Origin of the sequence: Chitinophaga agri (assembly GCF_010093065.1) — a bacterium.
In the GTDB taxonomy this organism is placed as follows: Bacteria; Bacteroidota; Bacteroidia; order Chitinophagales; family Chitinophagaceae; genus Chitinophaga; species Chitinophaga agri.
Genome location: NZ_CP048113.1, coordinates 7,572,786 through 7,598,122, shown reverse-complemented (window position 1 = coordinate 7,598,122; position 25,337 = coordinate 7,572,786). Strand labels below are relative to the sequence as shown.

Here is a 25,337-nt window from a genome sequence, read left to right as displayed (position 1 = left end):
CCATACATATTTCATGAACATGTTGCTACTACTCACAACCAAAGAGTGGCTGACGGGACTGCGTACCTATACGCTACCTGCCGCCCTGCTCATAATGATACTGCTGATGGGTATTGCCTTTGCGCGGACACATCACCAGGCGGCCCAGACTATGCGGGCACGTCAGACTGCCAATCTGCATTTCCGGCAGCAATGGGAACAACTGCAAACCGGTGATCCGCATAGTGCGGCTCATTTTGGTACCTATATATTTAAACCGGTGTCCCTGCTGAGCAGCTTTGATAACGGAATGGAACACTTTACAGGTTCTTCCTTACGTATTGAGGCGCACCAGCAGCATAGCATGGCCACTCCTGCATTACGGGTTGCGGACACATATCTTCGTTTCGGAGCACTCACGCCTGCTAACGTACTATTGCTCTTCCTGCCGCTGCTGATCATCTTTGCCTGCTACAATAGTTACCTGCAGGAAAAAAGCACCGGAACATTAAAACTACTCCTCATTCAGGGATCCACACAGACACATATTATCCGGAGTAAAGTAAAATATCAGCTCACCGCCATTAACGGAATACTGCTGGTGAGTTTACTGATGTATCTTCCTTTACTGTTCATAAGTGATCTGTATACAACAACTATCTCCACCTACATGCGGTTGCTGTTATTGATCCTTATCTATGCCATCTACGTCAGCATCTTTGTACTACTGGCAGTAGCTGTATCTGCATTCGCGCGGAACGCCCGGCAATCACTTCTCCTGCTGACAGGTATCTGGCTTTGCTGGAATATCATGGTGCCACGCCTGGGCGCTGGTATAGCTGCGGAACAATACCCTTTACCCTCCCGGTACTGGCTACAGGAAAAAATAGAGAAAGCGATCAAAACCGGCATTGATGGTCACTCTTCCCGGGAACAACGGCAACAACAGGTCATTGATGCAACACTCCAACAATACCATGCTGAAAGTATAGAGCAGCTTCCCGTGAACCTGAACGCCATTCTCATGCAAGCCAGCGAAGACTATACACAAATGGTCTATGATACCTATGCCGCCAAAACAGATAGCATTATACAGGCTCAGAATACGTTTAACTCTTACCTGGCCTTTATTGATCCCTATATGGCCGTCCATAGTATATCTATGGATCTGTGTGGTACTGGTTATCTACAGCAACAGCACTTTTATAAAGCCGCCAGCGCTTACAGGAATGACTTCATACGGCGGCTGAATCACCTGCTTGCAACAGCGAGTCAGCAGGAAGATGCGCAGCAGGTAGCAGCCACCACCGCATTCTACCGTACTATGCCAGCTTTTCAATACACACCGCCGGAGCTTGGATTCGTGCTACAGCATCAATGGCCTATGATAGCGGCCTTACTGGCATGGCTGATAATTTCTATTTGCCTGTTACAAATTATCACACACTATGCGAGCGTTGAATAATCAAATCTATACCTGGTTACAGATCATTGCATTCGAACTCCGTATGCTGCTCCGGACAGGCACATTACCTGTATTGGTACTGATCATCATATCAGCGGGAATGGCCGCGCTTTCGTTCGGTCATCACCGCCGTACAAGCCAGCTGAACACCCTGGACAGTATCCGGAGGGACTATACGATCGCCTACGAAAAGTTATATAGCGGACTGCATGCCGACACGGCTTCACCAGAAGGAAAAGCAACGTACCTGGCGGCTACACATCCGGCAGTGATTGACTATAAACTACACAGGACAGCGATACATCCGCCAACAGCCTTCTCTGTGCTGGCTACAGGCATGAGCGATATCGCTACCTACTACATCCCCGTGACCATTAAACAGCAGTACATCCCTGCTGAAGAAAAAGTCAACAATCCACAGCACCTGCTGGCCGGCAGCTTTGACGTTTCCTTTCTGATCATCTACCTGTTGCCGCTCGCACTGATCTGCATCAGCTACAACCTGCTCGCACAGGAAAAAGAACAAGGCACGCTATCGCTGCTCGTAACACAGAAAGGCAGCATTACCGGCATCCTTTTCTTCCGCCTATTGCTGAGATATCTGCTAATCATGTGCTGCCTTGTCATTATTCTACTCATCAGTATAATATATACAGGCAGTTTGCCCGGGAGGGAAACAATAGCCTGGCTGGCGGTCAGTGGAGCCTACCTGGGTGTGTGGACAGGTATCATCTGGTTTATCCTGTCATGGAATGCCGGCGCTGTCCTTAATATGATGACAATGTTATGCACCTGGCTGTTACTCCTCATGGTACTTCCTTCCCTGCTTCATTTACGGCTCGATCACCAGGATGCCGACAACCATACAGCTAACTACGCATCGCGTCAGCGGGAAATTGAATGGGAGACGTGGGACTGGCCACAACAACAATTGCTGGATAGCTTTTATACCTATTATCCTGTCTATCGTAATGCCAATGCCTACGATACCAGTACGGGCAGCACCCGCCGCATGATGGCCTATTATGAAGTGGTATCGAGGCGGATGCAACGAGAACTTTCCAGCGTCAGAACGATACAGGCACATGACCTACAGCTGCTCGTTGCGTCATACCGGTATGACCCACCGGTCTATGCGCAGGCATTGCTGAACAGCATCGCCCGTACGGACGTCAGTGACTATGACCACTTCAACTCACAGGCGGCGCTATTCCGGAAAAGATGGCAATCGTTCCTGTATCCATTCCACTTCAATAACAAACCATTTACGGCGGATGATTACAGATCAATGCCCGTCTACGATCATTCCTATTCTTCAGATAGCAGCCGGCAATGGTTTTGGGGGATTTGCTATATGCTGTCACTTGCTATTATACTACTACTGGCAGGAACAGTGGTACTGGAAAAGAAACTCCTGAAACACCGTATTTAAACCAATTATTACAAACATTTATGTTGATGAAAACATCAATACCTATTTCCTGCTGCTTATCGCTTTTCGTCCTGCAAACACAGGCCCAACAGCAGGCAGACAGCCTGCGCAAACAACACCTGAAGGAATTTCAGGTAATGGAAAGTAAAAAAAGTATGAAGGCTGATAGTATGTCACCGGTGTTAAGACTCGAAGGACGACTGCTTGAAATACCACAGAATATAACGGGTGTAACAGCTGACCTGATCAGGGAACAGGGGGGGATTGACATGAAGGATATTGTCCGCAATGCCAGTGGCGTAAAGATCGGTTACAACAGTTCCGTTTTCGACGCCTCCGCTACTGTCATGATGCGGGGATTCAATGCTGAGACCTATATAAATGGTATGCCGCAACGTAGTACGATGGGCGCTATTGTTGACGATGCTGCTTTAATTGAACGGGTTGACTTTATTAAAGGGCCCGCAGGCTTCCTCATCTCTTCCGGCGATCCGGGAGGTAGTATCAACATCACCACCAAGGTACCCAAAGCGCAACGCATCAGACAACTGGAACTGGCTGGCGGTGGGTTCGGTCTCTGGCGGGCCTCTGCTGATATTGGCAGTATAACGAAGGACAAAGGCCTTTCATACCGGCTGAATGGTGTATGGCAGCAGCAGCAGAGTTTCCAGGACTTTCTGCAGACAAAGAAATACGTCATTGCGCCGGTGGTCCGCTATAACTTCAATCCTGATACCTATGTATTGGCAGAATACAACCTCATAGACATGCGATCAGATGGAGGCAGTAGTGTAACTAAGATCGGCACTGAAGGTGAAGTATTAAAAGACCGGATCGGCAGTAACTATGCTGGCGATCCACATCTGCCACAATCAGGATCCAGTTCTCAGCATATCAGACTGGCTTTCCATCACCGGTTCAATGAGCAGCTGCGGTTGACTATACAATCCAAGTATACTGTCAACTCCACAAATGTATGGTATCTTATATCAGACAACTACTCTCTGGTGAACTTTGACAGCTCTAACGTGACACGCCGGTTGCCTGTACATAATGAGATAACCGGACGTGTAGCGGCTGTACAGGCGTATATCAGCGGAAAATTCAAAACCGGCAGCCATATTGAACATACTGTCTTTGCAGGACTCGACTACAACTATAGCAAAGACCATTACGTCAACGCCTATGGACTATATGCCTTCACATTTGACAGGACACATCCTGCATATGGTCTGAATAAGGACAGTGTACAAGTGACTGGCAAACCGGCGCTGATAGTCAGGGAGAACAACTGGACCTCGGCTTTCTTCTACAGTACCAGCCGTATCTACACTAACTGGCTATTCAACTACGGGGGACGGTTCACCATCAATACACCTGTTACCATTAATAGCAGGCAACCACAACGGGATGAAACTGCCTTCTCTCCCAGACTTGGCATTACCCGCATCCTGAGCAGCTCCCTGGCCGTGTATGCCATGTACGACCAGTCGTTCATCCCACAGTCTGGCGTAGATGCCAGCGGCAACAGGTTTGATCCGCAACGGGGGAACAGTATAGAAGCAGGCCTGAAGAAAGAGTGGTTCAGGCAGCGCCTTCTTACCAGTATTGCAGGATACAGGATCATCAAAAACAACCTGCTCGTCTCCGACCTTGAACACCCCGGTTTCAGAAGACAGATCGGCCAGGCAACCAGCACTGGTGTGGAAGCAGATGTCACCGGCCGCATATCCGAAAGGCTCACTGTTTCCGCCAACTATGCCTATATCCATGCTATCACCAGTAAAGACACCCGCAAGGAAAATGAAGGTAACAAGCTGGCCTTCACACCTGAGCAGGTCATCAACAGCTGGGCACAGTATAGCATACCACTGACAGCGATCTCCAGGATCAGCATCAGTCTCGGACATACGACAGTCACGAAGACGGCCACCTACACACCGGACTTTGACCTGAAAGGATATACAAAGTTCGACGGTGGCGTAGCCTACACACATGGTAAATGGTATGTACGCCTTATAGCAGACAACCTGACCAATAGACGGTACTTCTCCAGCGGCGACATGCTGGTCGGATCAATAAAAGAAGGCGTACGCACCTACTACTACATCGAGGGTGCTCCCCTCTCCTGTAAAATATTTGCTGGCATCAGATTATAAAAACATTGCGCAATAAGGGGATAAGCCGAAACCCCATAACAGTAGGCATAACTATTAAATACTATTTTATGAAAGACAATCAGGTATCCCAGATCAAACTGAGCATTGATGATCTTAAAATTGAAAGCTTTGTAACCAGCATTGACAGCGAAATGAACACTCGTCTGGCTGGTGGTCTCGCAGGACAAAGCCATCCTACACATACCGTAGCTACAGATGACGAAGGCCACCTGTGCACCACTATTATCTGCGCATAATAAACGGTAAACCATCTACGGGGTGTCTCTTTACAACAAAGAGACACCCCGTTTTATTTTGGATATGCGATCTGCCCGATTGCCCCTCCAATTTGTCCACCTAACGGTATTTCTCCGTGACTTTCATCCAGGGTCGATCGACTTTTGAACCATCAAAACAACAACACACATGACAACGATCAAAACCCTCATCAGCACAGCTGTAATCGCACTTGGCCTTATTTCCTGCTCGAAAAGTGAACCGGCAGCACCCGACAATACGAGTAACCAGACTGCTAAAACGAAATTCATCGAAGCTGGTGGTACAAAATATGCTTACCGTGAACTGGGCAACCAGTCAGGTACGCCTGTTCTAATGTTATCGCCATTAGGTAGTTCACTGGATGACTGGGACCCTGCTGTTACCAATGGTATCGCACAGAACTACAAAGTGATACTGGTGGACCTGGATGGGGTAGGCGCATCAACAGGTACAACTCCCAATAATATTGTAGATATGGCTAAAGGCGCCACTACCTTTATCAAAGCCATGGGATTGAAGAAAGTAAATTTATTAGGCTTCTCACTCGGTAGCTTTATCGCCCAACAGGTCGCGCTGACTGAACCTGAACTGATCAAAAAAATGATCCTGACTGGTACAGGCCCCAAAGGCGCCGTAGGTCTGTCCAACCTGACTAATTTACTGGCAGCAGGTGCTGGGCTGACACCGGAACAGAACTTCCTGTTCTTCGGATTTACAAAGTCTGACGCAAGTATAAAAGCGGGTACTGCATCCTGGAACAGGGTACACGAACGCACCACCGACCGCGATCCAGCTGTTAGCCAGGAAAGTGCGGGAGCTGCGGTACAGGCAGTATTAGGCTGGGCGCAACCAAATGCGGCTGCACTGGATGAGTTAAAGCAAGTAACCATTCCGGTACTGATTGCACAGGGTAAAGAAGACTTACCTGTTCCTGTGGAGAACGCTATCAATATGTCACAGCATTTACCTAATGCCCGTCTGGTAGTATATCCGGATGCAGCACACGCGGCGCTGTTCCAGAATGCTGACGCTTTCGTGAAAGAAGTAGTTGGGTTCCTGGCGCAATAAGACCATACAGCACATTCCAAAAATATAGCTCATAAAGGGGTAGCTCATATATACAGAGCCACCCCTTTTATTGCTTTGTAATAAATCCTTCTTGCAGTAAGCGTCTTATCTGTGCTAATACGATCTGCTGCAGTAAAGCTATCGATACATCTGTCTTTGGATGCAGCATATCCCTTACAAGTTGCCCGAGCGGTAACGAATACCCGATAGCAGTAAGCAGTACGACAGTAAAGCGACTGACAGGAAAAGTATTTACACCCTGCGGGTGCGCATAATGAATATAATAATACCCTTCCGTGTCCGCCTTGTCTTCTTCGCCAACCGGATGCATCGGCTGTGCTGTAGTACAGACCTCCACTCCCTGTACAATTTCAAACACGGTATCTAATAGGACAATGTCCGTCTCGCGCCGCAATTGATCATTAATGCCTGCCAGTATCATCGCTCTTTGCGTATACGCCCAAGATCCACGATGCGTTTTCCAAACCTGAGTAAGGCTGTACTCATAGGTAAAAGTATCATCCTCCCCTCCCAATGTCTTTAATAGCTGCTCCAGGGAATGAATATCCATATCTATTTTCAGGGATCGGTCCACTAACTTTGCCAGGGTCCTGGCATAATAACGGTCAAACAACCGGCGCCTCAGTTCCCCTGGCGCATATAAAGGTTGATCATTACGCTGTATGCCGATCAATGGCGCCGTAATATGTTCCCTCCTGTCAGGCAGCAATACACTGGCAAACAGATATCCTACCCCCGCCAATCCGGAAAAGAGCCCGGGATCACTATCTGCATTGCTGATATAACTATTGTAGGTGCGATGTTCTCCATAATACTTAATCGCATTCACTGCGAGTTGCTGTGCGGCTTCCCGCAATGAGGGTCTGTTCAGTGAAGTTGCTGCTTCCAACACGAACATCGCCACTCCGGCATATCCACTGCATAGCGTAAAATCACCTCTCTTCAAAGTAACCAGGTCATCAAGACAGCGTGTGATCGCCTGCTCACATTCCTCTGCGAAGTTTGGATCGCCAGTCACCTTCCAGGCATGTAAGCGTGCCAGTCCTGCACCAGCAGCACCATGCGCCCACGCGTTCACATCACTGATATACTTCCTGAAATCCTCCAGCCGCCAGTGCACAACATCCGCTTCCTGCAGGTGAGTACTTGTTAAACGCAGGTCCAGCCAGTTCCTCCTGTCCGGATCATAATACGTCATTTCATAGGCCCATGCCTGTAGCGCCAGGGATAGTAGTTCCTCATCCCCAAAGTACGCAGACACCTGTAGCAATGCATGACCGATACCGGAAGCACCATGTGACATACCTGTGAGGCAATCATATGATCTCTTCAGGTGTCCCCAGCGTAAACCCTGTGATGCGATCCTGGCATGCGCTACTAGCCTGTCCGCCAGTCGCTGTATCAATGACAATAAACCGGCCTTTCTTTTATAACTGTATAGCCTCGTCAGCACCAGTAAATTACCTGCATGTCCGCTGATAAGATCATCTTGTATCACCTGGTTTAAAATCCCGTATTCAAAAGCAGCTGCCAGTTCGTGCGCGCGTTCCAGATATTGCTCATATGCGGTCGCTTCGTACAGCACGATGCACAGGTATAACAAGCCCGTAGCGCCTGTATACAACGTAAAGTACTGTTGCTGCAATATAGCCGGATGGGATAATAGCACGTCCGCAGCGGACAAGGCCACCTGCAGATAAGCGGGATCGTATTCAGCCAGCCGCAAATAAAACAGTATCACTCCTGCCTTCCCATTAAACAGATCTACTGAAACACCGGGCTGCCCCAGATCATAGATCATCTGCTGCTTGTCCATAACAGGTAGCAGCCGTGCGGCCAGCTCATACAGGCCCTGTAGTATGACCTGCTTATCCTCCTGCATAGACATACTGCAAACATTTTAGCGTAAAGAACATAATGTAGGCTTCATCCAGATTGGATACCCCCATGCGATTATGCCCCATGTGCATACAACTGCCAACAATATCCCGCATCTTACTGGTATCAAATCCTAACCCACGGTACTGCCTGAAAACATGTTTGTTCTCTTCGGCAAATACCTGCAAAGAACTGTCCGCGTTCTCATTCCGCAATGCATGCCATATACCGCCTGCCGCCGGCAATAAGACGTTCGCATAACTATTAAACCGCGCTTCCATTAAACCAGTGTAATACATCTCCTGTTCTCCTGCAGGTTTAGACGGATCAAGTAAACGGCGCACCCAGCTTTTAATGAACAGGCTGCAGATGGCTGTTATTTCCTCTTCAGCTGTCTCTAATGCCCACGCCATAGCAATATTCATCCGGAGTGCCTGTATCAATGCAGCCGATGTAGACCATTCCGGTACGGCAGATAATACCTCCAGCACGTACCTGGAAGATGCTACAAACTGTCGTTCTGCCCAACCTATACTACGTGCATCACCGTACCGGTTAATTTCTGGTATGTAGTCTGTAAACCGGACCGTCAGTCCTTCAAATATGTTCTCCATCGCTAACAGCGCTACCTGTACCCCGGTTACATCCGATACCTTAAGCTGACACCTCAACCTGATATGTAAACCACCTTCACCATACCGGATAAAAAAAGCCGGGCAGCCCCTGTCTTTCAGAAAAGGGATCACCAGCTCACGGAGTAATACATGTAAATCACCAGCATAGAAAAGATGTGCGGATAACCATACTGTTTGCATACGCTACCAGTTATACCAGTGTAATAGATACTCCTTCACAATACCATCTTCCCCGGTTGCATCTACATGTGCAGCTGCGGGCAACATTTCTTCCAGGTAACACCATTCCCCTGCCCGCGAAAGCAGTTTCCTGAACAACAGTACCAGCAAAGGATGACCGAAACTCATATACTGTGGCTTGTAATCATCCCGCTGTAATTTATTTTGCGACGCGACAGACACAGGTATGTAAGGCGATTGCAGGAATAAAAAACACTGCTCAGGCAGTCCATGCTGCACTCTCCACATATTTAACCGTATGATATAAGCCGCGTTCGACTCCTCCTGTCCGCAAACAGGTATGCCGGATGTCTTCAGTAACCATCCCTTGCGCCTCAATATCACCTGTTTTCCAAAACGTATACGCGGACGTACCTGTATATCATCATCCGGAGAAAAGCTGTCCATGTATTGCCGGTCAATGGCGCTGATCAGGCCTCTCACGGGAACCCGTTGCTCTTCATTGAAATGTGCCAGTAACCGGTAAAAATGAGAGCGGTTATAAAAAGACTCAAGGCTCAGATCATACGCATACACGACTCTTTGCTGCTTAATATGAAATAGTTCCAAGGCATCATCCGCCTGATTATAACGCACCACTATCTCCTGTAAGGCGACCTGCGCTTCCGGTGCATATATATTATTGCCGCCGGGCATACATACCTCGTACGATAACAATGGTGGATGTATATTTGCATTGAACACCGACCCATCATTGAGTTCCAGCAGCAGCTTCTCTACATGCAACTGCTCATTCCATATTTTGAACGTTTCTGTCACTGACGGTGTCAGCAAGTGCAGGAAACGTCCTGCTACTTTTCCCATACCTGGTAACAAGGCATTTACAACACCCTGCAATTGCCCACCCTCCTGATAGAACTGTGCAAACACGCCTCCCGCATTAGTAGCTGATAACACCATTTCATTTCCTGCGTTAATATGAACGGTGTCATTATCCAGGGTTGTTTGTAATGTCTCCGGCAAAATGATCGGGGGGACCTCTTTCTTTGGCCCCTGGCCGGCGGCAGGCTTCTTCTCAAACCGGTAATAATCATGATAGAACTGTATGACCGGTATGGTTGTTCCTGTATCATACTGTTGCAGGAAGAAGGTCCGCATGTGTTCCCGTTCTTCCTGTAATGCATCTAATGGGCGCAGCAGTCCACACAGCTGGCTAATTTCCTCCATGAACGTAGCCACTTTTTCTGCGGATAAACTACCGGACTGCTTCGTGTAGGTATCCTCATAAAATATATCCTGCGGCAGGAACCGGCGGGCCTGAAAGCGAAATAACCGGAAAGCGCCTTCTTCAACAGGCATTTCATCCGGTAGTCCGGCCTCTTGCTGTAACCCATGAAAGAGTTCATTCAGCATAACAGATGCCTGCTGCAATAGTTGACGCCTTCTATTGGCATCAGCAATAGCATAGGCTTCCCTGATCAGCTGTAGCTCAGTTAAGGTTGTATGTACCCGACTTACCTCCGGCACTGTTGTATATGGCGACAGGAATGAGAGGAGTTGCCTGTCCCATTCGGGATCGATACCCGAGCAGCCAATAGATGGCTCCAGCAATCCGTTCAGCACACATTTCAACAGAAACGATTTGATCACCGTCCTGTCTGTGTCTGCTATCTGTGTGCACAGATGATCCGTCAGCTGACCGATATTCACCACCGCATTATGATCCTTCAGATAATGGAACAACCATAGCGGCAGGTTCCTGGCCGGCAGTCGCTGGAAAGCCTCCACATTAAAGTAGTTCACCAGGAAATGCAACTCATCGCGCTCCAGCGTTGCAGTCACATTTAATTTTAGCAGGACTGTTTCATTCAGCACGGGATGATGCACCATTAGTAACCGGAGATAGCTGAACAATCCATTATGTAGTCGTATGCTGCTGTGCACCTGCCCCGCATCTGTCTTGTCAACCTGCTTTACCAACTGCCCATTACCGATGTAGGTGAAGGTGCTGAACGGAGAGGTTTTTGCCGCCATACGACTGAGATACCGCAATAGGCTATATTCATTCTTAAGCTCGCGGCTTTTGAACTGCCGGCTATCCGCTGCCGCAAAATTATTCAGCTGTTCATACAACACCGGGCTTGATAACAAAATACCCCTGCGCAATGACTCCGTTTGAACATACTGCTGCAATGCCTCCCTGGCGGCAATGATATTTGTATGAATGTCCTGCTGCCATTGTTGTATGCTTTTCTCCCGATCTTTCATCTGCTGCAGGTACACCTGTACCTCATGAGGCATTTCGGCTGATAGCACTGCCAGAAGTTTGTCATTAAAGATATTACGCTTCAACTGCAGGAGTTGCTGCCTTTTCCTGCCATCGGTCTCCCGGTTAATGGCAGTATATAGTAATTCACAAACAGCGTTCTTCTGCTGGCGCAGCTGCGTTTCCCATTGTGCAACAGCACGGATGTTCTTTTCCATATCCGGCAACGCGGCCGTATGCAATACATGGAGTGGCATGCCCGCATAGCGTATCAGCACATGCGGAAATATTCTGAGTGCCATAGGAAGGTATTTTCAGGTGTAACAAAAATTTCTACTTACCCAGTTCAAGCTGGTTCTTAATAAGCCCGTAATAAGCGCCACCGGCAGCCGTCAATGTCTCATGTGTACCCGATTCGACGATACGCCCTTTATCCATTACCAGTATCTGATCTGCATGTCGCACCGTACTAAGCCGATGTGCGACTACCACAACCGTCTTTCCATGAAAGAACCCGTTTAGATTATTAATAATAGACCGTTCATTGCTGGCGTCCAGTGAGTTGGTCGCTTCATCCAGAAAAATATAGGGAGGATCGCGGTAGATGAGACGCGCTATGAGCAGGCGTTGTGTCTGGCCTTCACTTAAACCGTAGCCATCCTTCCCGATCATGGTATCATAGCCGAAAGGCATGGCAGCAAAGAACGTATGGATGTTGGCCATCTTGCAGGCGGCGACCATGCGGTCATGATTTCTGTCATCAGCACCTCCGAAAACATTATTGGCGATCGTATCACGGAATACATATCCATCCTGCATTACGGCGCCGCAGTTCGCTCTCCATGCGGCAGCTGTAATGTCGGTGAATGACTGGTCATCTGCAAAGATCTCTCCCGCAGAAGGCTGATAGAATTTCAATAACAATTTCAGTAAGGTGGTCTTCCCGCTCCCGCTCATGCCGACAATGGCCGTCATCTTTCCGGCCGGTATGGTCAGCGCAATATTGTTCAATACAACAGGAGCGTATTTGTTACCGTACTGAAAGAATACATTGGAAAGGCGGAGATCTCTCCCGCCCATGTATGGAGCGGTTGTATCTGACTGTACCGGGTCCTCATCATCCTCATGATGTACCTCTGCAATACGTTGCAGACTGAATTTCGTGTTCTGCATGGCCCGTATAAAATCGGCCAGTTGTGCGACGGGCGTATTGAGTTGTCCGCAGATAAAAGTGATCGCCAGCATTTCCCCTAATGTAAGCTGTCCCTGCACTACCAGTATCGCTGTAAAACAGGTAATGACCAGGTTCCGGGTTTCGTTGATGAATAATCCGGTACCCTGGATGAACTGGTCCAGCTTCAGACTTTCCAGTTTCACCGCAAAAGACTTTTGCTGCAGATCCGTCCATTGTCCTATTTTCAGTTGTTCACTTCCTGTCAGCCTGATCTCCTGGAAAGCAGAAAAGATCTCCAGCAGGGTATCCTGATTCGCCGATAATACCCTGAACCGCTTCTGGTCCAGCCGGCCGCGTCTTTCCGCAAAGGCGCCTGTCCATACAATACCGGCCGTGGCCCCTGCAGCAAACAGGAGGAAGATCAGCCAGTTGTAGTACAGTAATGTTCCACCCATCACCAGTACTATCATCAGTGACATCACAAAGGTCACTGCGGAGGTGGTCAGAAAATCTTCCACCCGTTGATTGTCGGTGACGCGTTGCATATTATCGCCCGCCTGCCTGTTATCAAAAAAAGAAAAAGGCAGTCGCATGAGCTTCAACAGGAAAGCTTCCAGCATCATAATGCTCATCTGTGCCCCCATTGTCAGTAGTACACGCGCGCGAAAGAAATCTGCCATCAGTTTTCCGAGGAATAATGCCAGCTGTCCCAGGCATATCAGGAGCAATACAGGAACGTCCCGCTGATTGATGCCACGATCAACGACAGCTTCTGTCAATAAAGGCGTAAAAAAGGACAATACAGCCGCTATCAGCAAACTAATGCCCACCGGTATCAACTGCTTTCTATGGCGGGTTAAGTAAGGCAGTAATGTCTTTAATGTGGCCGTTGGCGCCGGAACATTCGCTGCGGTATAAAAGGACGGTTGTGGTTCCAGGAACAGCGCCCGTCCTACTCCGGGCTTTCCGGCTATCTGCCAGGCCTCCAGCAACTCAGGTACAGTATACCGCACACTGTGTCCCAATGCCGGATCAGCAATATAGGCCATATGCCTGGTCACCCGGTAAAGGACAACAAAATGCTGCCGGTCCCAATGAAGGATACAGGGCAACGGGGCTTTGACGGCCAGCACATCGAAGGGCAGTTCTGCCGACAGACTATTAAACCCCAGCTGTTCACCAGCCGCTATCAGGTCGGCAAAGGTGACACCCTGCCGGCTGATCTTACATTTGCTACGCAGGTATTGCAAAGGATAGGTCTTCCCATGCCAGGCAGCGATCATCTGCAGACACGTAGGTCCGCAATCCATCGCGTCAGCCTGCCTAAAGAACGGGAACGACTTCCTGGAAGACAGGAATTGAAACATTGTTGCAATCTATGTAAAAATAGAATATGAAACAACGTTTCATTTCCTTTCATTAGAAATTAGGGACTAAGCATTAGGAAGCAGGTATCCTGATAGACTATTAATAAAAGAGAGCACTCCCGATCAAAATTGGGCAGTACGCTCATTCCCTGTAGCAGTACCGCATGATAGAAAATACCTGATTCCTGATTCCCCATGCCTGATTACAAAAAGGGCATCTCAGAGAACTGAAACGCCCGTACCTAAACCTACAACTGTTAAAATTTACCAGTACTTTGTCCCTAACACGCTCGCCAATGCCAGCCGCGCGAGACAAAGCTGATAAGTATACTGTAATGTCGATCTTTCTGCCCGTTGTACATTCGTACTCGCATTTGTCAGTTCCAGGTTGGTACCTGTGCCATTCCTGTATCTGCTCTGCGCTAATTTCTGTGCCTCTTTTGCTTCTTCTACCTGCTGCCTTGCGTTGACCAACCTGGACTGATTACTTTCAATGTCTGTATATGCCTGTTTGATATCGTTCTGTATAATATTGTTCAATGTGGCCATGGCCAGCTGCGACTCCTTCAGTTCACTCATTGCCAGCTGCCGTTGCTTACGGGCCCTTGCTCCCTGGTAGATGGGTACACTCAGCGTCACGCCCGCAGCATAGTTATAACGGAACTGGTTCAGATCAGGCATATAACCATTGGCGAAGCCGGTACTGGCATTCGCAGTGAGTGATGGCAGCCCTGCTTTCTTACTGATTTCGAGTCCTGCTTCCGACTGACTGACCCGGTCTTTCAGCAGCGTATATTCCAGGTTATTCTGCTGTGCAAGTATGAACGCCCCTTCTTTATTTTCGGTAGCCGGTGGGAAATCGAATGCCTGTCCGTCAGATACATTCACACCTGTTGTATACTGCAACAGATTATACTGCTTTGCCAGTGAATTTTCCAGGTCAATGCGCGTATTGTTCTCCTGATCAATAGTAGATTGTATAGACAACACATCATACTTCAAGGCATCGCCATGCTTCAGCTTCACTTCTGTATCTTCCTTATTCGCTTTCAGGAAGGCCAGTACACTGTCCTGTATTGCGATAGCCTTTTGCAGATAAACGATCTGGTAATACACCACCGCTACCTGGTAAGCCATCTGCGACTTATTATATTCAATGTTATCCTTCGCATACTGCACCGCACGTTTGGCACTCTCCACATTCGCTTTTACCACACCAAAGTCCCATAATACATAACTGACATTCACTCCTGTATTATAATTACTGTTAGGCATGATCTTGAAGGTGTTCAGCTCTCCGTTGATTGGTATCGTCATCTCTGATACCGGATGCGAATAGCGGTAACCTGCACTGCCGGCGACATTCGGCAAGCCATAGGATCTGCTTAACGTCACCCGTTCTTCCTGTGTCTTTACCGACTGCTCCAGTTCACTGAACCGTGGGAAATAAGTAAAGGATCTGTTGATCAGTTCTTTCAGATCGCCGTTCGCCTGCTGCGCCTGGCTACTGAAAGCCACCAGCGATAAAAGCGACGTGATAATTATTTTTCTCATGATGTAATTTTTAAAATAAGATCAATGCGCTTCTGCAGCAATTCTCGCTCTTGTTGCTGCATCCATCTTTTCCGTTTTCAGTAATAACATGAACGGGATCGTACAGACGAAGAAGACACTTACCAGTAAGAACCCGTCCAGGTAGGCCAGCATCTGAGCCTGGTTGCTGATGGCATGGTCAAGACCGGACCAGGCTCCTTCTGTGTTGGCTGCCAAAGGATTCACGCCTTTACTGATCAGGCCCTGCGCAATGCCTCCCACTCTTTCATGCATCAGTGCATTGTTTCCCTGCAGATTGGACACCAGGTCAGAACGGTGTACCGCAAAACGCTGTGTGGAATAGGTATTCATGATAGCGATACCGAAAGCACCACCTATCTGCCGGAACATATTATTCAGCGATATACCATAGGCCATGTCCTGCGGTTTCAGTCCGACGACGGCCTGGCTTAACAACGGTACCGTCAGACAGGCTGTTCCTACTCCACGGAATATCTGCGTATACATAAACCACCATTTATTCGCATCCGGTGCTGCCTGCGCACTGGTATATCCATGCAGGATGAACAAACCGAAACCGGTCACCACAAAGAACATAGGTGATACCCCTTTACCTAATGATACCCCGATGAACGGCATCACCATAATGGTTACCAGTGCACCCGGGATCATCGACATACCCGATTCTGTCGGGGTATATCCCATGACACGCTGTACCATCAGCGGAAACAGATAGACGGATCCAAACAGGCCGAAACCACATACAAATGTGAGGACATTACTGCCTATCAGGTTTCTGCTTTTCAGCACCCGGAGGTTGATGATCGGCGACTTTGTTTTGAGTTCCCACCAGACAAAGGACCCCAGCCCGATGACAGCCACCGCTGTCATGATACGGATAGTGCTATCTTCAAACCAGTCGTCCGATTGTCCTTTTTCAAGCATATACTGTAATGCACCTATACCTGCCGCGAGCGCGAGTATACCCACATAATCAATAGGAATGGATTTCCTGTCGATGTTGTACTCCTCTTCCTTTTTATCAATAAATTTCCAGGTAAGCAGGGACGCTACGATCCCGAAAGGAATATTAATATCGAAGATGAGCGGCCACGCGTAATTGTCAACGATGTAACCACCCAGTATCGGACCAATGGTAGGCCCTATTACAATACCCATCCCAAACATACCGGACGCCTTTCCTTTTTCAGCAGGATCGAAGGCATCAAACAGAATACCCTGTGAGACAGAGAGCAAGGCACCACCGCCTACACCCTGTACGAAACGCCAGAAGACCAGCATCCACAAAGAAGAGGACGAGCCGCACATATAAGAGGCGAGGGTGAATAGGATGATCGATGTCAGATAGTAATTCTTTCTGCCAAAGTAGCGGCTGAGGAATCCGGTCATCGGAATGACGATCACATTGGCAATTGCATAGGCAGTCACCACCCAGGATGTATCTTCCAGTGTAGCCCCCAGGTTACCACTGATATTATTGAGTGCAACGTTGATGATGGAGGTATCTATCAGCTCCATGATCGCCGCCGAAATAGTGGTGATCACAATGATCGCCCGTGTAAATTTATTTACCGCCATACCGGAATTATTTAGGCCTTAATCAACTTGTACATCCACCGTCACACTCAGACCCGCTTTCAGCATACCTTTCAGTTCTTCTGCATGGTCCAGTTCAATTCTAACAGGTACACGCTGGGTCACCTTTACAAAGTTGCCGGTGGCATTATCAGGCGGCAGCAGGGAAAATTTCGCACCGGTCGCTGCGCTGAATTCAGTGATCTTACCCGTGATCTCCCTGTCAGGATAACCATCTACTTCCACCTTCACCATCTGACCTATCTTCATCTTTTCCAGCTGTGTTTCCTTGAAGTTGGCGACGATCCAGTAACGTTCATTGTTCACGACACTGAAGAGTTGCTGACCAGGTTGTACCAGTTGTCCTTTCTGCAGATTGGTCTTCCCGATCCTGCCAGCCACTGGTGCAATGACGTGTGTATAGGAGAGTTTCAGCTTAGCTGCTTCCAGGGCTGCTTCTTTCACTGCTACATTGGCTTTTGCCCTTTCTATCTGGGCATTGGCCGTACCGTTCTGGGTAACTACCTGGGTAACCCTCGTTTTGGAAGATTCCAGCTGACTGAGCGCTATTTTATAGGCAGACTGGCTGTTGTCCAGCTGATGCTGTGTGATGGAGCCGTCATTGAACAATGCCTGGTCTCTTTTCAGGTCACGGGTGGCCTTTTCCAGGTTCACCTGTTCCACGCTGACACCTGCGGATGCCACGTCTTTGTTAGAGCCGATATTGGTGATCTGCGCTTCAGCAAAGATGAGATCCGCCTTTGCGGCAGCAAGGTCAGCCTCAGCCTGCTGCACAGCGATCTTGTATTCTTTATCATCGATGGTCAGCAACAGTTCTCCGTTCTTCACGGACTGATAATCCTGTAAGGTGAACGTATCAATATAGCCGCCTACCCTGCTTAATACAGGAATGGCGTTGCTTTCAATCTGCGCATTATCAGTGCTTTCGTGTGTATATGCGTGAATCATCTTCTTTCCGCCAAAATAGAGGACTGCTATTCCGGCTACGCCCAGTACAATAAACTTTACCGGATTTTTAGATGGCTGCGTTTTTTCCTGTGTCATTCCTGTATTGAATTATTTTTTCGTTACAAAAGTAAACAGTGTTGACTATATAGTAAACACTATTTACCATTTTTTTCTTTGGATTATTTTTATTAGGAGGCGGGAATCGGCCCTGAAACAGGGACTATACAGGGAAAAAGGATTATTTTCGCGTATGGCTACAAAAGGAAAAATTAGAATACCAGACAGAGAAGACAACTTGTTTGCGACACTTTATATCCTAAAAAGAGCGATGGATGACTGGGGCAGCAGGAATGTGGCGCAGCTGGGATATGGTGATTTTAACATGACCTACATGCCTTTTTTTATGAATATCGGCAGTGAGGGTATTTCCAATAATGAGATCGCAGAGAAGATGCGGGTGACCAAACAGGCTGCCAGCAGGATCGTTCGGGAGCTGGAGGCATCGGGTATGGTAAGGGGCGAAAAAAGCGACAGTGATGGCCGCTCCGTGAAACTGTTCCTGACAGAAGAGGGACAGAAATTTCAGGACCTTGTAGCGAATGAAGCGATCCTCTTATGGAAGCAGTATATGAAAACCGTCGGACGTGAACGATATCAGACTGCGATGGAAGTGTTGAAAGAGATCATTACCCTGCATGAACAGGGGTTGCCGTAAAGCCAGTATCGAGGGTGAAGATCACTGACGTCTCAGGAGATTTACCGGAAAACGGAGATGCAGTCCAGCCATGGAAACCTATGGACTGATTTATACGACAACAGTTAATACTGATAGAAAGCAGCCAGACATGATACGTGTCACAGCAATCAATATGCCCGGAAACTACACCGTGAATCGCCGGGACACAAACAAAAGGCGGCGCAGGAGTACGCCGCCATGTTTGATCTTCTGTTACAAAATTGAGTGTGTGTTTATTCCTTAGCGGTTACCTTAACTGTAACCTAGTGCATGCAACAGTAATGTATACACTACTGTTACACGCAAATATCTGCATATACAGCCAGGCGGACGAGTGAAAGCATATTGAAACAGCCAATTTACGGGCTGAGGTGTCTGATAGGGATGTTCTGGTGTCAACGCTGTGTAAGCCACTCCAGGAATTGCGGCATCTTCTCACGGCTGATAGTCACCGTTTCCGGCACGGGTACGGAAAGAGAAAGGGTGAGTTTACGGGACAGGGAACTCGAGGCGTCTACTACTGCCTTTCTGTTAACAAGGAATTGTCTGTTGGCACGAAAGAACAGCGATTCGGTGATCTTACCAATGTCGTCCATTGTTTTATTGACAACATAGTGTTTATGTTCAAACGTCATCAGGTTCACAACACCGTTCTTCAGATAAAAATAGGCAATGTCAGGCAGCGCTACCGGTACAATACGGTCCTTCTGGTACACGAGTACGGCGCCTGCATCTGCTGACTTTTTACTGGTGAACAACTGTTCCAGCGCCTTATAGGGAATAACATGTTCAGCGATCTTGCCACGGAAAGCAATGTATTTATTGATCGCTGCGGAGACGGATTCGTTTGTAAAAGGCTTAAGAATATAGTCAAATCCGTTCGCCTTAAATGCATGCAGCGCATACTCGTCGTATGCCGTGCAGAATATCACAGGGATATCTATTTCGACAGTCGCGAAGATCTCGAAGCTCAATCCATCGCCCAGCTGAATATCTGAAAAGATAAGGTCAGCAGTCCTGTCTGTACTCAGATAGCTGATGCTGTCCTTTACCGTAGCAAGGATCTTCTCTATGGTTATCTGCGGAAACAATTGTGTGATGGTCTGAGCAAGATCTCTTGCTGTTACTTTTTCATCCTCGATGATCACTACCTTCATTGCTCAACACTTTAATGCTTACCGCAAATGTATGTTGTTCCTGGGAAATGATCACATCGTCGCCCGTAAGGATCCGGTATCTTTCTATCAGGTTGATCAACCCCTTACCACTGGGTGCGTCGATGTATTTCCTGATCTGCAGGTTATTCTCGGTAACGATCCATCCGTCTCTGTAAAACACCCTGATCAACAGTGGTGAGGCCTCTGTCGCTTCGTTATGTTTGATCGCATTTTCCAGGAGTGACTGTACTGAAAAGGAAGGCACAAAACCATCTGACAATACTTCTTTCGGGATATCGATATGACAGGTCATCGCATCTTCAAAACGGATACGCTGCATTTCAAGATAGTCCTCACAGAGCTTCATTTCATCAGCCAGGCGGGTCACACGTGACTGAGGCTCTGATAATGAAGCACGCAGAAAGTTTACGAGATGGGACAGGTAGGCCTCTCCTGAAGGCACATCTGTTTTATACAGACTTTTCAGCATGCTGAGTGCATTAAAGAGAAAGTGAGGATGTATCTGCTGTTTTAGCAGCAGGTTGGCTGATTCAAGATTGGCAGCCTTCAACCTGGAATTTTCCAGTTCAGCATTTTCTTTTTCAAAACGTAGGATCACGAGATTATGTGTGACAATGACAAGACTATTATTCCATATACTTACTACCAGTAATCCGGGGAGCCGGTCCAGCAATGCCGGATGGATTTTTGACGGATGCAGTACAGACTCCAGTGGAACGGTCAGCGTAAACAAAACAAAAGAAAGAACGTATCCGAGTATATACCTGGTTGTCCGCTCCTGGTGGGTAGTTTGCGTTGGACACCATTTCCTTAACAGTAAGATCAATGCGACATTGGCAAATCCGGAGATCAGCGACCGTAAACCCGTCATGGCCATGACTTCCCAGCGCAAACCGTCTCCCAGTCTGAAAACAACCATGAACACGACTGCCGATGCCGCAGCAATAAAGGCCAGTACCCAGCAATATCGTATCAGTTCCCTGACCAGCGGAGTCATTTTCATTGTTTAAAGTTAGGGCAAATTTCAGGTCTGGATGATTGCCGGCACTACCAAACGGACAAAACAGTACCCGAAGCGTCGGAAAGGCATATATTTTGATTATATACCTCAAACCCACCGAATATGGTCAAAATACATAAAGTCCACGTAGCCCTGCTGGCGGGCGCCGGTCTGCTGATGCTGAGTACCGCTACTGCTGTCACCATCCCCAAAGGTGCAGTAGCTGTAAGACCCTTCTATGTCGACAAGTTTCTTGGTAAATGGTATGAGATAGCCCGCCTGGACTATAAGTATGAAGAAGACCTGAATAACGTGACAGCTACTTACAGTCTGCGGAAAGATGGGGCTATCCGGGTCGATAACCGTGGCTACGATTACACAAAGAACAAGTGGAAGGAAAGTATCGGGAAAGCTAAATTTGCCAGAGAGGAGGACATGGGCAGATTAAAAGTTTCTTTTTTTGGACCATTCTATGCCGGGTATAACGTCATTGCCATTGACAGAGAATATAAATACGCATTGATCGCCGGAAATAATCTTAAATATATGTGGATCCTTTCCAGGGAAACGACAATCCCTGATCATGTGAAGGAAAGCTATCTGGCGAAGGCCAGGGAGATCGGTTATGATACAGATGCATTAGTGTGGTGCGAACATGATGGTGATCAGGAATGAAGAATCAGGAACTGAGCCGGCCCGATAACAGGAAAAGATGCCTATCGCCAACCGCTAAAAAAGGCGAAAAAAACCTTTAAGCAAACAGGGGTGCTTCATGTAGAAACACCCCTGTTTATCAATAGTAAGGCAGTTATAATATTAACTTCCTATTCCTGATTTATCATTACTTCTTGTGAATACTATACAGCCTTCCATTATCCGTCACCGCATACAACACCCCATCAGCTCCTTCTGTGATATCTCTGAAGCGCTGTTCTTCTTTCAGTAACAGCATTTCTTCACCTACCACTTTATTATTCTCGATCACGATCCTGGCGATGTGAATGCTGCTCAGACCACAAATGAACAGGTTGTTCTTCCACTCAGGGATGCCTTTACCGGAATAGAAGGTGATACCACTGGGTGATAACACAGGGTCCCAATAGTAAACAGGTTGCTCCAGACCTTCTTTCTGCTGGATACCGTCGCCAACTTTATCGCCCTTGTATTCTATACCATAGGTAATGGTTGGCCAGCCATAGTTCTTACCTGGCTCGATGCGGTTAAGTTCATCGCCGCCTCTGGGACCGAATTCAGTTTCCCACAGATCACCGGTTGCAGGATTGAAGGCCAGTCCCTGTACGTTACGGTGGCCGTAGCTGTATATTTCAGGACGGGCATCTGCCTGACCAGCAAATGGATTGCCCGCAGCTGGTTTACCCTCTTTGGTGATACGGAGTACCTTACCCAAGGCAGAGCTCAGTTGCTGCGCCTGCGGACGTGTCTGCAGATCAGAGCGTTCACCTGTACTTACAACAAGGTTGCCTTCTTTATCAAAAACGATCCTTCCACCATAGTGCAGCGTGCCTTTGAAGGCAGGCGTAGCTCTGTAGATCACGGTAGCGCCTTCAATAGTTTTCTCATCAGCGGAGAGTTTACCTTTGGCAACAGCCGTCAGGTTACCATCCGGGCGTGGTTCAGAGAATACCCAGTATACCATCCGGTTAGTCTGGAAGTCAGGGTCTACCCTGATACCAAGCAGTCCACCCTGTCCGTCAGGATTTACTTTAGGTAAACCCGTAATAGGCTGGCTTAATTGTCCGCTGATAGTAGCAATACGCAGGACGCCCTTCTTCTCCGTGATCAGCAGTCGGCCGTCAGGTAAAGAGGTGATCCCCCAGGGATTTTCCAGGCTGTCGGACAGGACGGTCCCTTCATAGGGAGTCGTTGTCTTCACCCCATTCACACGGGTTTGACCGGGGAATGCCGGTTTGTAATCAGTATTAGGATTTTTAGTTTCCACGGGACCCAGTGAGGTATCTGCAGTAGCAGTACTGTCAGCACCGGTATGTTGCCCCGAAGGAGCGCCGCAGGATGCGAGAACGAAAGACGTTCCGGCAATAATTGCCTGAAGTGATTTTTTCATAAAGATCAATATAGTTAAATAATCCGGATTGGTGTCTGCAAGCCGGTGTATCAGCTGACACTGTTTTTAAATAGTCCGCATGCAGCGTGGGTAACGTTACGATAACAGACACTGGCCTGTTTTCATATACTTGTCAAGCTCCCCCAATCCAACGCCTGAAATTAGTGAAATATAAAAGGAATATATAAAATATCCTGTTGGAGCGATCTTCCCTCATCAGATGACTTTCCGGAAAATGAACTAGAAAAGCCAGTTTTGATTCCTTATCTTGCGAGATATTCGCTTATTTTATTGACGCAAAGGGAACATCTACCATTTCAACGCGTACTACCGGACAATGAAAATAATTTAGTACGAGCAGCCGCAGCAGGCGACCGGGATGCTTATGGACAGTTATATACACACTACTACCCTTTCTTACAGGTAGCCATCACATTTATTACGCAGGACCGGGACGAAACCGACGAACTGTTACAGGAAACTTTCCTCCGGATCTGGAAGACCCGTGAGAAGCTGTTACTGGTGAAATCGTTCGAGAACTATGCATTCAGGATTGCCAGAAATCTGTTATTTGATCAGCTCAGGCGGAAGAAAGTCCATCTGAAAGCCATTGACACCATCGCTCAGCGTGCCGCTACGGAAGCAACCAGCGGCGAAGGACCGTTAGTCTATAAAGAACTGCATGACCTGGCCATCCGGGCCATCAATGAACTGGACCCGAAGAAAAGGGACATCTTCCTGTCAAGGACAGAAGAAGGGCTCAGTTTTGAGGAAATTGCCGATAAATATGATATGGCAGTAGTGACTGTCAAAAAACATTATTATGCCGCCTTTCATGCCTTGAAATCCATCCTGGAGCAGCACGGCGGTATGGTATCCCTCCTTTTCCTGTTGTGGTTAAGAGGCAAATGATCAGCCAAAGAAAAAAAACTTTCTCCGGAGCGTATACAAATCTGACAGGTGTTCGTCTGTAGTATATAGACCTATATGACCGACGACCAAAAGATACTATTATTAAAAAGATATATGGACCGCACATTGACGGACCAGGAAGCCACCGACTTCTTCTCCTGGTATTACAATGTGAGCGCCGATGAATTTCATAACCTGCTGCAACGGGCATCCGACGGCGGACAGCCACTTGTATATGAAGAAGCCAGTCCGGCATTCCTTACACAGCTGAACAGCCGGCTAACCGCCCTCGACAACAAAGAACAGGGTGCGCCGGTCAGAAAGCTTTCCCGCCTGTGGTGGGCAGCAGCAGCAGCCGTGCTCGTACTGGCAGCAGGTACCTGGACAATATTAAAACGTCCTGCCGCAAAACAGGATATAGCAGTGAACAAGCCAGGACAGGATATAGCGCCCGGCAGCAACGGCGCTATTCTGACCCTGGCCGATGGCAGCCAGATCACACTTGACAGTCTTGGCAATGGCCAGATCAGCAACCAGCATGGTAGCCGGGTAATATTACAGAGCGGCAGCCTGACCTATGATGCCGCCGGCGCATCCACCGCCAGCTACAACACCATTCGTACACCAATAGCAAGACAATTCAGGCTCGTACTGCCTGACGGTTCTAAAGTTTGGCTCAATGCAGCCAGTATGCTGAAATATCCGACCGCCTTCACCGGCACAGACAGGACAGTCGAGATCAGCGGGGAGGCCTATTTTGAAATAACACCCAACGCACAACAACCTTTCAGGGTGAAAATAGACAATAAAGCCACGATAGAAGTACTCGGTACTGACTTTAATATCAATGCCTATACAGACGAGTCCAGCATCAGGACCACCTTACTGACAGGCAGTATCAGAGTGAACACAACAGGCGGAAGCGCGGTGCTGAAACCAGGACAACAGGCCGCGATAAGAGAGACAATACAGGTGAACAATGAGATTAACACAGGACAGGTAACCGCCTGGAAAGACGGCATTTTTAACTTCGACGGTATGGGCGTCGGAGAAGTTATGAGACAACTGACAAGATGGTACGATATAGAAGTCATATATGAAAAGAATGTTCCGGATATCAGGTTCTACGGAGAAATAGGCAGGAACCTGAGCCTTTCACAGGTGCTGGAAGGATTGAAATTGTCAGGTGTGAATTTTCGTATAGAAGGCAGAAAACTGATCGTACTGCCGTAAGAACAATGAGTTTTATCCCTATACAAAAGCCGCTCTGAGGTAGGAGTCAGAGCGGCCTGTTAGTCAGGGTGGACGATAGACAATTATTTCGGAAAACTGTTTTTCAAATCAACCTAACCAATTGCAAGTTATGCAAAAAATTGCTTCTTGTAACCGGACAGGCCATGCCATGC

At 47.9% G+C, this 25,337-nt stretch carries 19 protein-coding genes; 9 read left to right on the top strand and 10 right to left on the bottom strand.

The window, feature by feature from the left end; translation table 11 throughout:
- The first annotated feature begins 19 nt into the window (after positions 1-19).
- From GWR21_RS29940 to GWR21_RS29920, 5 genes are all read left to right on the top strand, one after another.
- The gene (locus tag GWR21_RS29940; RefSeq protein WP_162335361.1) at positions 20-1,444 is read left to right on the top strand and encodes a DUF3526 domain-containing protein; all 1,425 of its coding nucleotides are present in this window, start codon (positions 20-22) and stop codon (positions 1,442-1,444) included.
- Positions 1,428-2,876 carry a DUF3526 domain-containing protein gene (locus tag GWR21_RS29935; protein ID WP_162335360.1) on the top strand — a complete coding sequence of 483 codons (1,449 nt, stop codon included), beginning with the start codon at positions 1,428-1,430 and terminating at the stop codon, positions 2,874-2,876. The genes GWR21_RS29940 and GWR21_RS29935 overlap by 17 nt, the downstream gene beginning before the upstream one ends.
- 26 nt (positions 2,877-2,902) lie before the next feature.
- Positions 2,903-5,035 (top strand): TonB-dependent siderophore receptor, encoded by a 2,133-nt coding sequence (locus GWR21_RS29930; protein ID WP_162335359.1) that lies wholly within the window; start codon positions 2,903-2,905, stop codon positions 5,033-5,035.
- A 68-nt stretch (positions 5,036-5,103) separates the two neighbouring features.
- The gene (locus tag GWR21_RS29925; protein WP_162335358.1) at positions 5,104-5,292 is read left to right on the top strand and encodes a pinensin family lanthipeptide; all 189 of its coding nucleotides are present in this window, start codon (positions 5,104-5,106) and stop codon (positions 5,290-5,292) included.
- Positions 5,293-5,461: 169 nt separating this feature from the next.
- Positions 5,462-6,382: an alpha/beta fold hydrolase gene (locus tag GWR21_RS29920; RefSeq protein WP_162335357.1), complete on the top strand. Its 921-nt coding sequence runs from the start codon at positions 5,462-5,464 to the stop codon at positions 6,380-6,382.
- 67 nt (positions 6,383-6,449) lie between these two features.
- Here GWR21_RS29920 and GWR21_RS29915 read toward each other — a convergent pair whose 3' ends face one another.
- From GWR21_RS29915 to GWR21_RS29885, 7 genes are all read right to left on the bottom strand, one after another.
- Positions 6,450-8,291 (bottom strand): lanthionine synthetase LanC family protein, encoded by a 1,842-nt coding sequence (locus tag GWR21_RS29915; protein ID WP_162335356.1) that lies wholly within the window; start codon positions 8,289-8,291, stop codon positions 6,450-6,452.
- Complete coding sequence (locus GWR21_RS29910) at positions 8,272-9,096, bottom strand: thiopeptide-type bacteriocin biosynthesis protein (protein WP_162335355.1); 825 nt, start codon at positions 9,094-9,096, stop codon at positions 8,272-8,274. The genes GWR21_RS29915 and GWR21_RS29910 overlap by 20 nt, the downstream gene beginning before the upstream one ends.
- Positions 9,097-9,099: 3 nt before the next feature.
- Entirely contained in the window at positions 9,100-11,664 is a 2,565-nt protein-coding gene (locus GWR21_RS29905; RefSeq protein ID WP_162335354.1) for a lantibiotic dehydratase, read from the bottom strand.
- A gap of 31 nt (positions 11,665-11,695) precedes the next feature.
- Positions 11,696-13,903: a peptidase domain-containing ABC transporter gene (locus GWR21_RS29900; RefSeq protein ID WP_162335353.1), complete on the bottom strand. Its 2,208-nt coding sequence runs from the start codon at positions 13,901-13,903 to the stop codon at positions 11,696-11,698.
- Between the two features lie 264 nt (positions 13,904-14,167).
- Positions 14,168-15,457 (bottom strand): TolC family protein, encoded by a 1,290-nt coding sequence (locus tag GWR21_RS29895; protein WP_162335352.1) that lies wholly within the window; start codon positions 15,455-15,457, stop codon positions 14,168-14,170.
- Between the two features lie 21 nt (positions 15,458-15,478).
- Positions 15,479-17,056: a DHA2 family efflux MFS transporter permease subunit gene (locus tag GWR21_RS29890; protein WP_162335351.1), complete on the bottom strand. Its 1,578-nt coding sequence runs from the start codon at positions 17,054-17,056 to the stop codon at positions 15,479-15,481.
- Between the two features lie 18 nt (positions 17,057-17,074).
- Positions 17,075-18,118: an HlyD family secretion protein gene (locus GWR21_RS29885; RefSeq protein WP_162335350.1), complete on the bottom strand. Its 1,044-nt coding sequence runs from the start codon at positions 18,116-18,118 to the stop codon at positions 17,075-17,077.
- 154 nt (positions 18,119-18,272) lie between these two features.
- On the opposite strand from GWR21_RS29885, the gene GWR21_RS29880 reads away from it, so the two are divergent.
- Complete coding sequence (locus tag GWR21_RS29880) at positions 18,273-18,737, top strand: MarR family winged helix-turn-helix transcriptional regulator (RefSeq protein WP_162335349.1); 465 nt, start codon at positions 18,273-18,275, stop codon at positions 18,735-18,737.
- Positions 18,738-19,153: 416 nt separating this feature from the next.
- On the opposite strand, the gene GWR21_RS29875 is transcribed toward GWR21_RS29880, so the two are convergent.
- Both GWR21_RS29875 and GWR21_RS29870 read right to left on the bottom strand, forming a co-directional pair.
- Positions 19,154-19,915, bottom strand: coding sequence for a LytR/AlgR family response regulator transcription factor (locus tag GWR21_RS29875; RefSeq protein ID WP_162335348.1), 762 nt, complete (start codon positions 19,913-19,915; stop codon positions 19,154-19,156).
- A complete protein-coding gene (locus GWR21_RS29870) occupies positions 19,890-20,939 on the bottom strand; it encodes a sensor histidine kinase (protein WP_162335347.1) in 1,050 nt (349 codons plus the stop codon). The genes GWR21_RS29875 and GWR21_RS29870 overlap by 26 nt, the downstream gene beginning before the upstream one ends.
- A gap of 120 nt (positions 20,940-21,059) precedes the next feature.
- Here GWR21_RS29870 and GWR21_RS29865 point away from each other — a divergent pair, with 120 nt between their 5' ends.
- On the top strand, positions 21,060-21,611 hold the full coding sequence (locus GWR21_RS29865) for a lipocalin family protein (RefSeq protein ID WP_162335346.1): 552 nt from the start codon (positions 21,060-21,062) through the stop codon (positions 21,609-21,611).
- A 166-nt stretch (positions 21,612-21,777) separates the two neighbouring features.
- On the opposite strand, the gene GWR21_RS29860 is transcribed toward GWR21_RS29865, so the two are convergent.
- Positions 21,778-23,019 (bottom strand): PQQ-dependent sugar dehydrogenase, encoded by a 1,242-nt coding sequence (locus tag GWR21_RS29860; RefSeq protein ID WP_162335345.1) that lies wholly within the window; start codon positions 23,017-23,019, stop codon positions 21,778-21,780.
- A gap of 291 nt (positions 23,020-23,310) precedes the next feature.
- Here GWR21_RS29860 and GWR21_RS29855 point away from each other — a divergent pair, with 291 nt between their 5' ends.
- Positions 23,311-23,931: an RNA polymerase sigma factor gene (locus GWR21_RS29855; RefSeq protein WP_162335344.1), complete on the top strand. Its 621-nt coding sequence runs from the start codon at positions 23,311-23,313 to the stop codon at positions 23,929-23,931.
- Between the two features lie 75 nt (positions 23,932-24,006).
- Positions 24,007-25,164: a FecR family protein gene (locus tag GWR21_RS29850; protein ID WP_162335343.1), complete on the top strand. Its 1,158-nt coding sequence runs from the start codon at positions 24,007-24,009 to the stop codon at positions 25,162-25,164.
- The last annotated feature ends 173 nt before the right edge of the window (positions 25,165-25,337 follow it).

What these genes read in the sequence shown, in the direction of transcription:
- GWR21_RS29940 (WP_162335361.1), top strand. Translation starts at nt 20, where the DNA reads ATGTTGCTACTACTCACAACCAAAGAGTGGCTGACGGGACTGCGTACC.
- GWR21_RS29935 (WP_162335360.1), top strand. Translation starts at nt 1,428, where the DNA reads ATGCGAGCGTTGAATAATCAAATCTATACCTGGTTACAGATCATTGCA.
- GWR21_RS29930 (WP_162335359.1), top strand. Translation starts at nt 2,903, where the DNA reads ATGAAAACATCAATACCTATTTCCTGCTGCTTATCGCTTTTCGTCCTG.
- GWR21_RS29925 (WP_162335358.1), top strand. Translation starts at nt 5,104, where the DNA reads ATGAAAGACAATCAGGTATCCCAGATCAAACTGAGCATTGATGATCTT.
- GWR21_RS29920 (WP_162335357.1), top strand. Translation starts at nt 5,462, where the DNA reads ATGACAACGATCAAAACCCTCATCAGCACAGCTGTAATCGCACTTGGC.
- GWR21_RS29915 (WP_162335356.1), bottom strand. Translation starts at nt 8,291, where the DNA reads ATGTCTATGCAGGAGGATAAGCAGGTCATACTACAGGGCCTGTATGAG.
- GWR21_RS29910 (WP_162335355.1), bottom strand. Translation starts at nt 9,096, where the DNA reads ATGCAAACAGTATGGTTATCCGCACATCTTTTCTATGCTGGTGATTTA.
- GWR21_RS29905 (WP_162335354.1), bottom strand. Translation starts at nt 11,664, where the DNA reads ATGGCACTCAGAATATTTCCGCATGTGCTGATACGCTATGCGGGCATG.
- GWR21_RS29900 (WP_162335353.1), bottom strand. Translation starts at nt 13,903, where the DNA reads ATGTTTCAATTCCTGTCTTCCAGGAAGTCGTTCCCGTTCTTTAGGCAG.
- GWR21_RS29895 (WP_162335352.1), bottom strand. Translation starts at nt 15,457, where the DNA reads ATGAGAAAAATAATTATCACGTCGCTTTTATCGCTGGTGGCTTTCAGT.
- GWR21_RS29890 (WP_162335351.1), bottom strand. Translation starts at nt 17,056, where the DNA reads ATGGCGGTAAATAAATTTACACGGGCGATCATTGTGATCACCACTATT.
- GWR21_RS29885 (WP_162335350.1), bottom strand. Translation starts at nt 18,118, where the DNA reads ATGACACAGGAAAAAACGCAGCCATCTAAAAATCCGGTAAAGTTTATT.
- GWR21_RS29880 (WP_162335349.1), top strand. Translation starts at nt 18,273, where the DNA reads ATGGCTACAAAAGGAAAAATTAGAATACCAGACAGAGAAGACAACTTG.
- GWR21_RS29875 (WP_162335348.1), bottom strand. Translation starts at nt 19,915, where the DNA reads ATGAAGGTAGTGATCATCGAGGATGAAAAAGTAACAGCAAGAGATCTT.
- GWR21_RS29870 (WP_162335347.1), bottom strand. Translation starts at nt 20,939, where the DNA reads ATGAAAATGACTCCGCTGGTCAGGGAACTGATACGATATTGCTGGGTA.
- GWR21_RS29865 (WP_162335346.1), top strand. Translation starts at nt 21,060, where the DNA reads ATGGTCAAAATACATAAAGTCCACGTAGCCCTGCTGGCGGGCGCCGGT.
- GWR21_RS29860 (WP_162335345.1), bottom strand. Translation starts at nt 23,019, where the DNA reads ATGAAAAAATCACTTCAGGCAATTATTGCCGGAACGTCTTTCGTTCTC.
- GWR21_RS29850 (WP_162335343.1), top strand. Translation starts at nt 24,007, where the DNA reads ATGACCGACGACCAAAAGATACTATTATTAAAAAGATATATGGACCGC.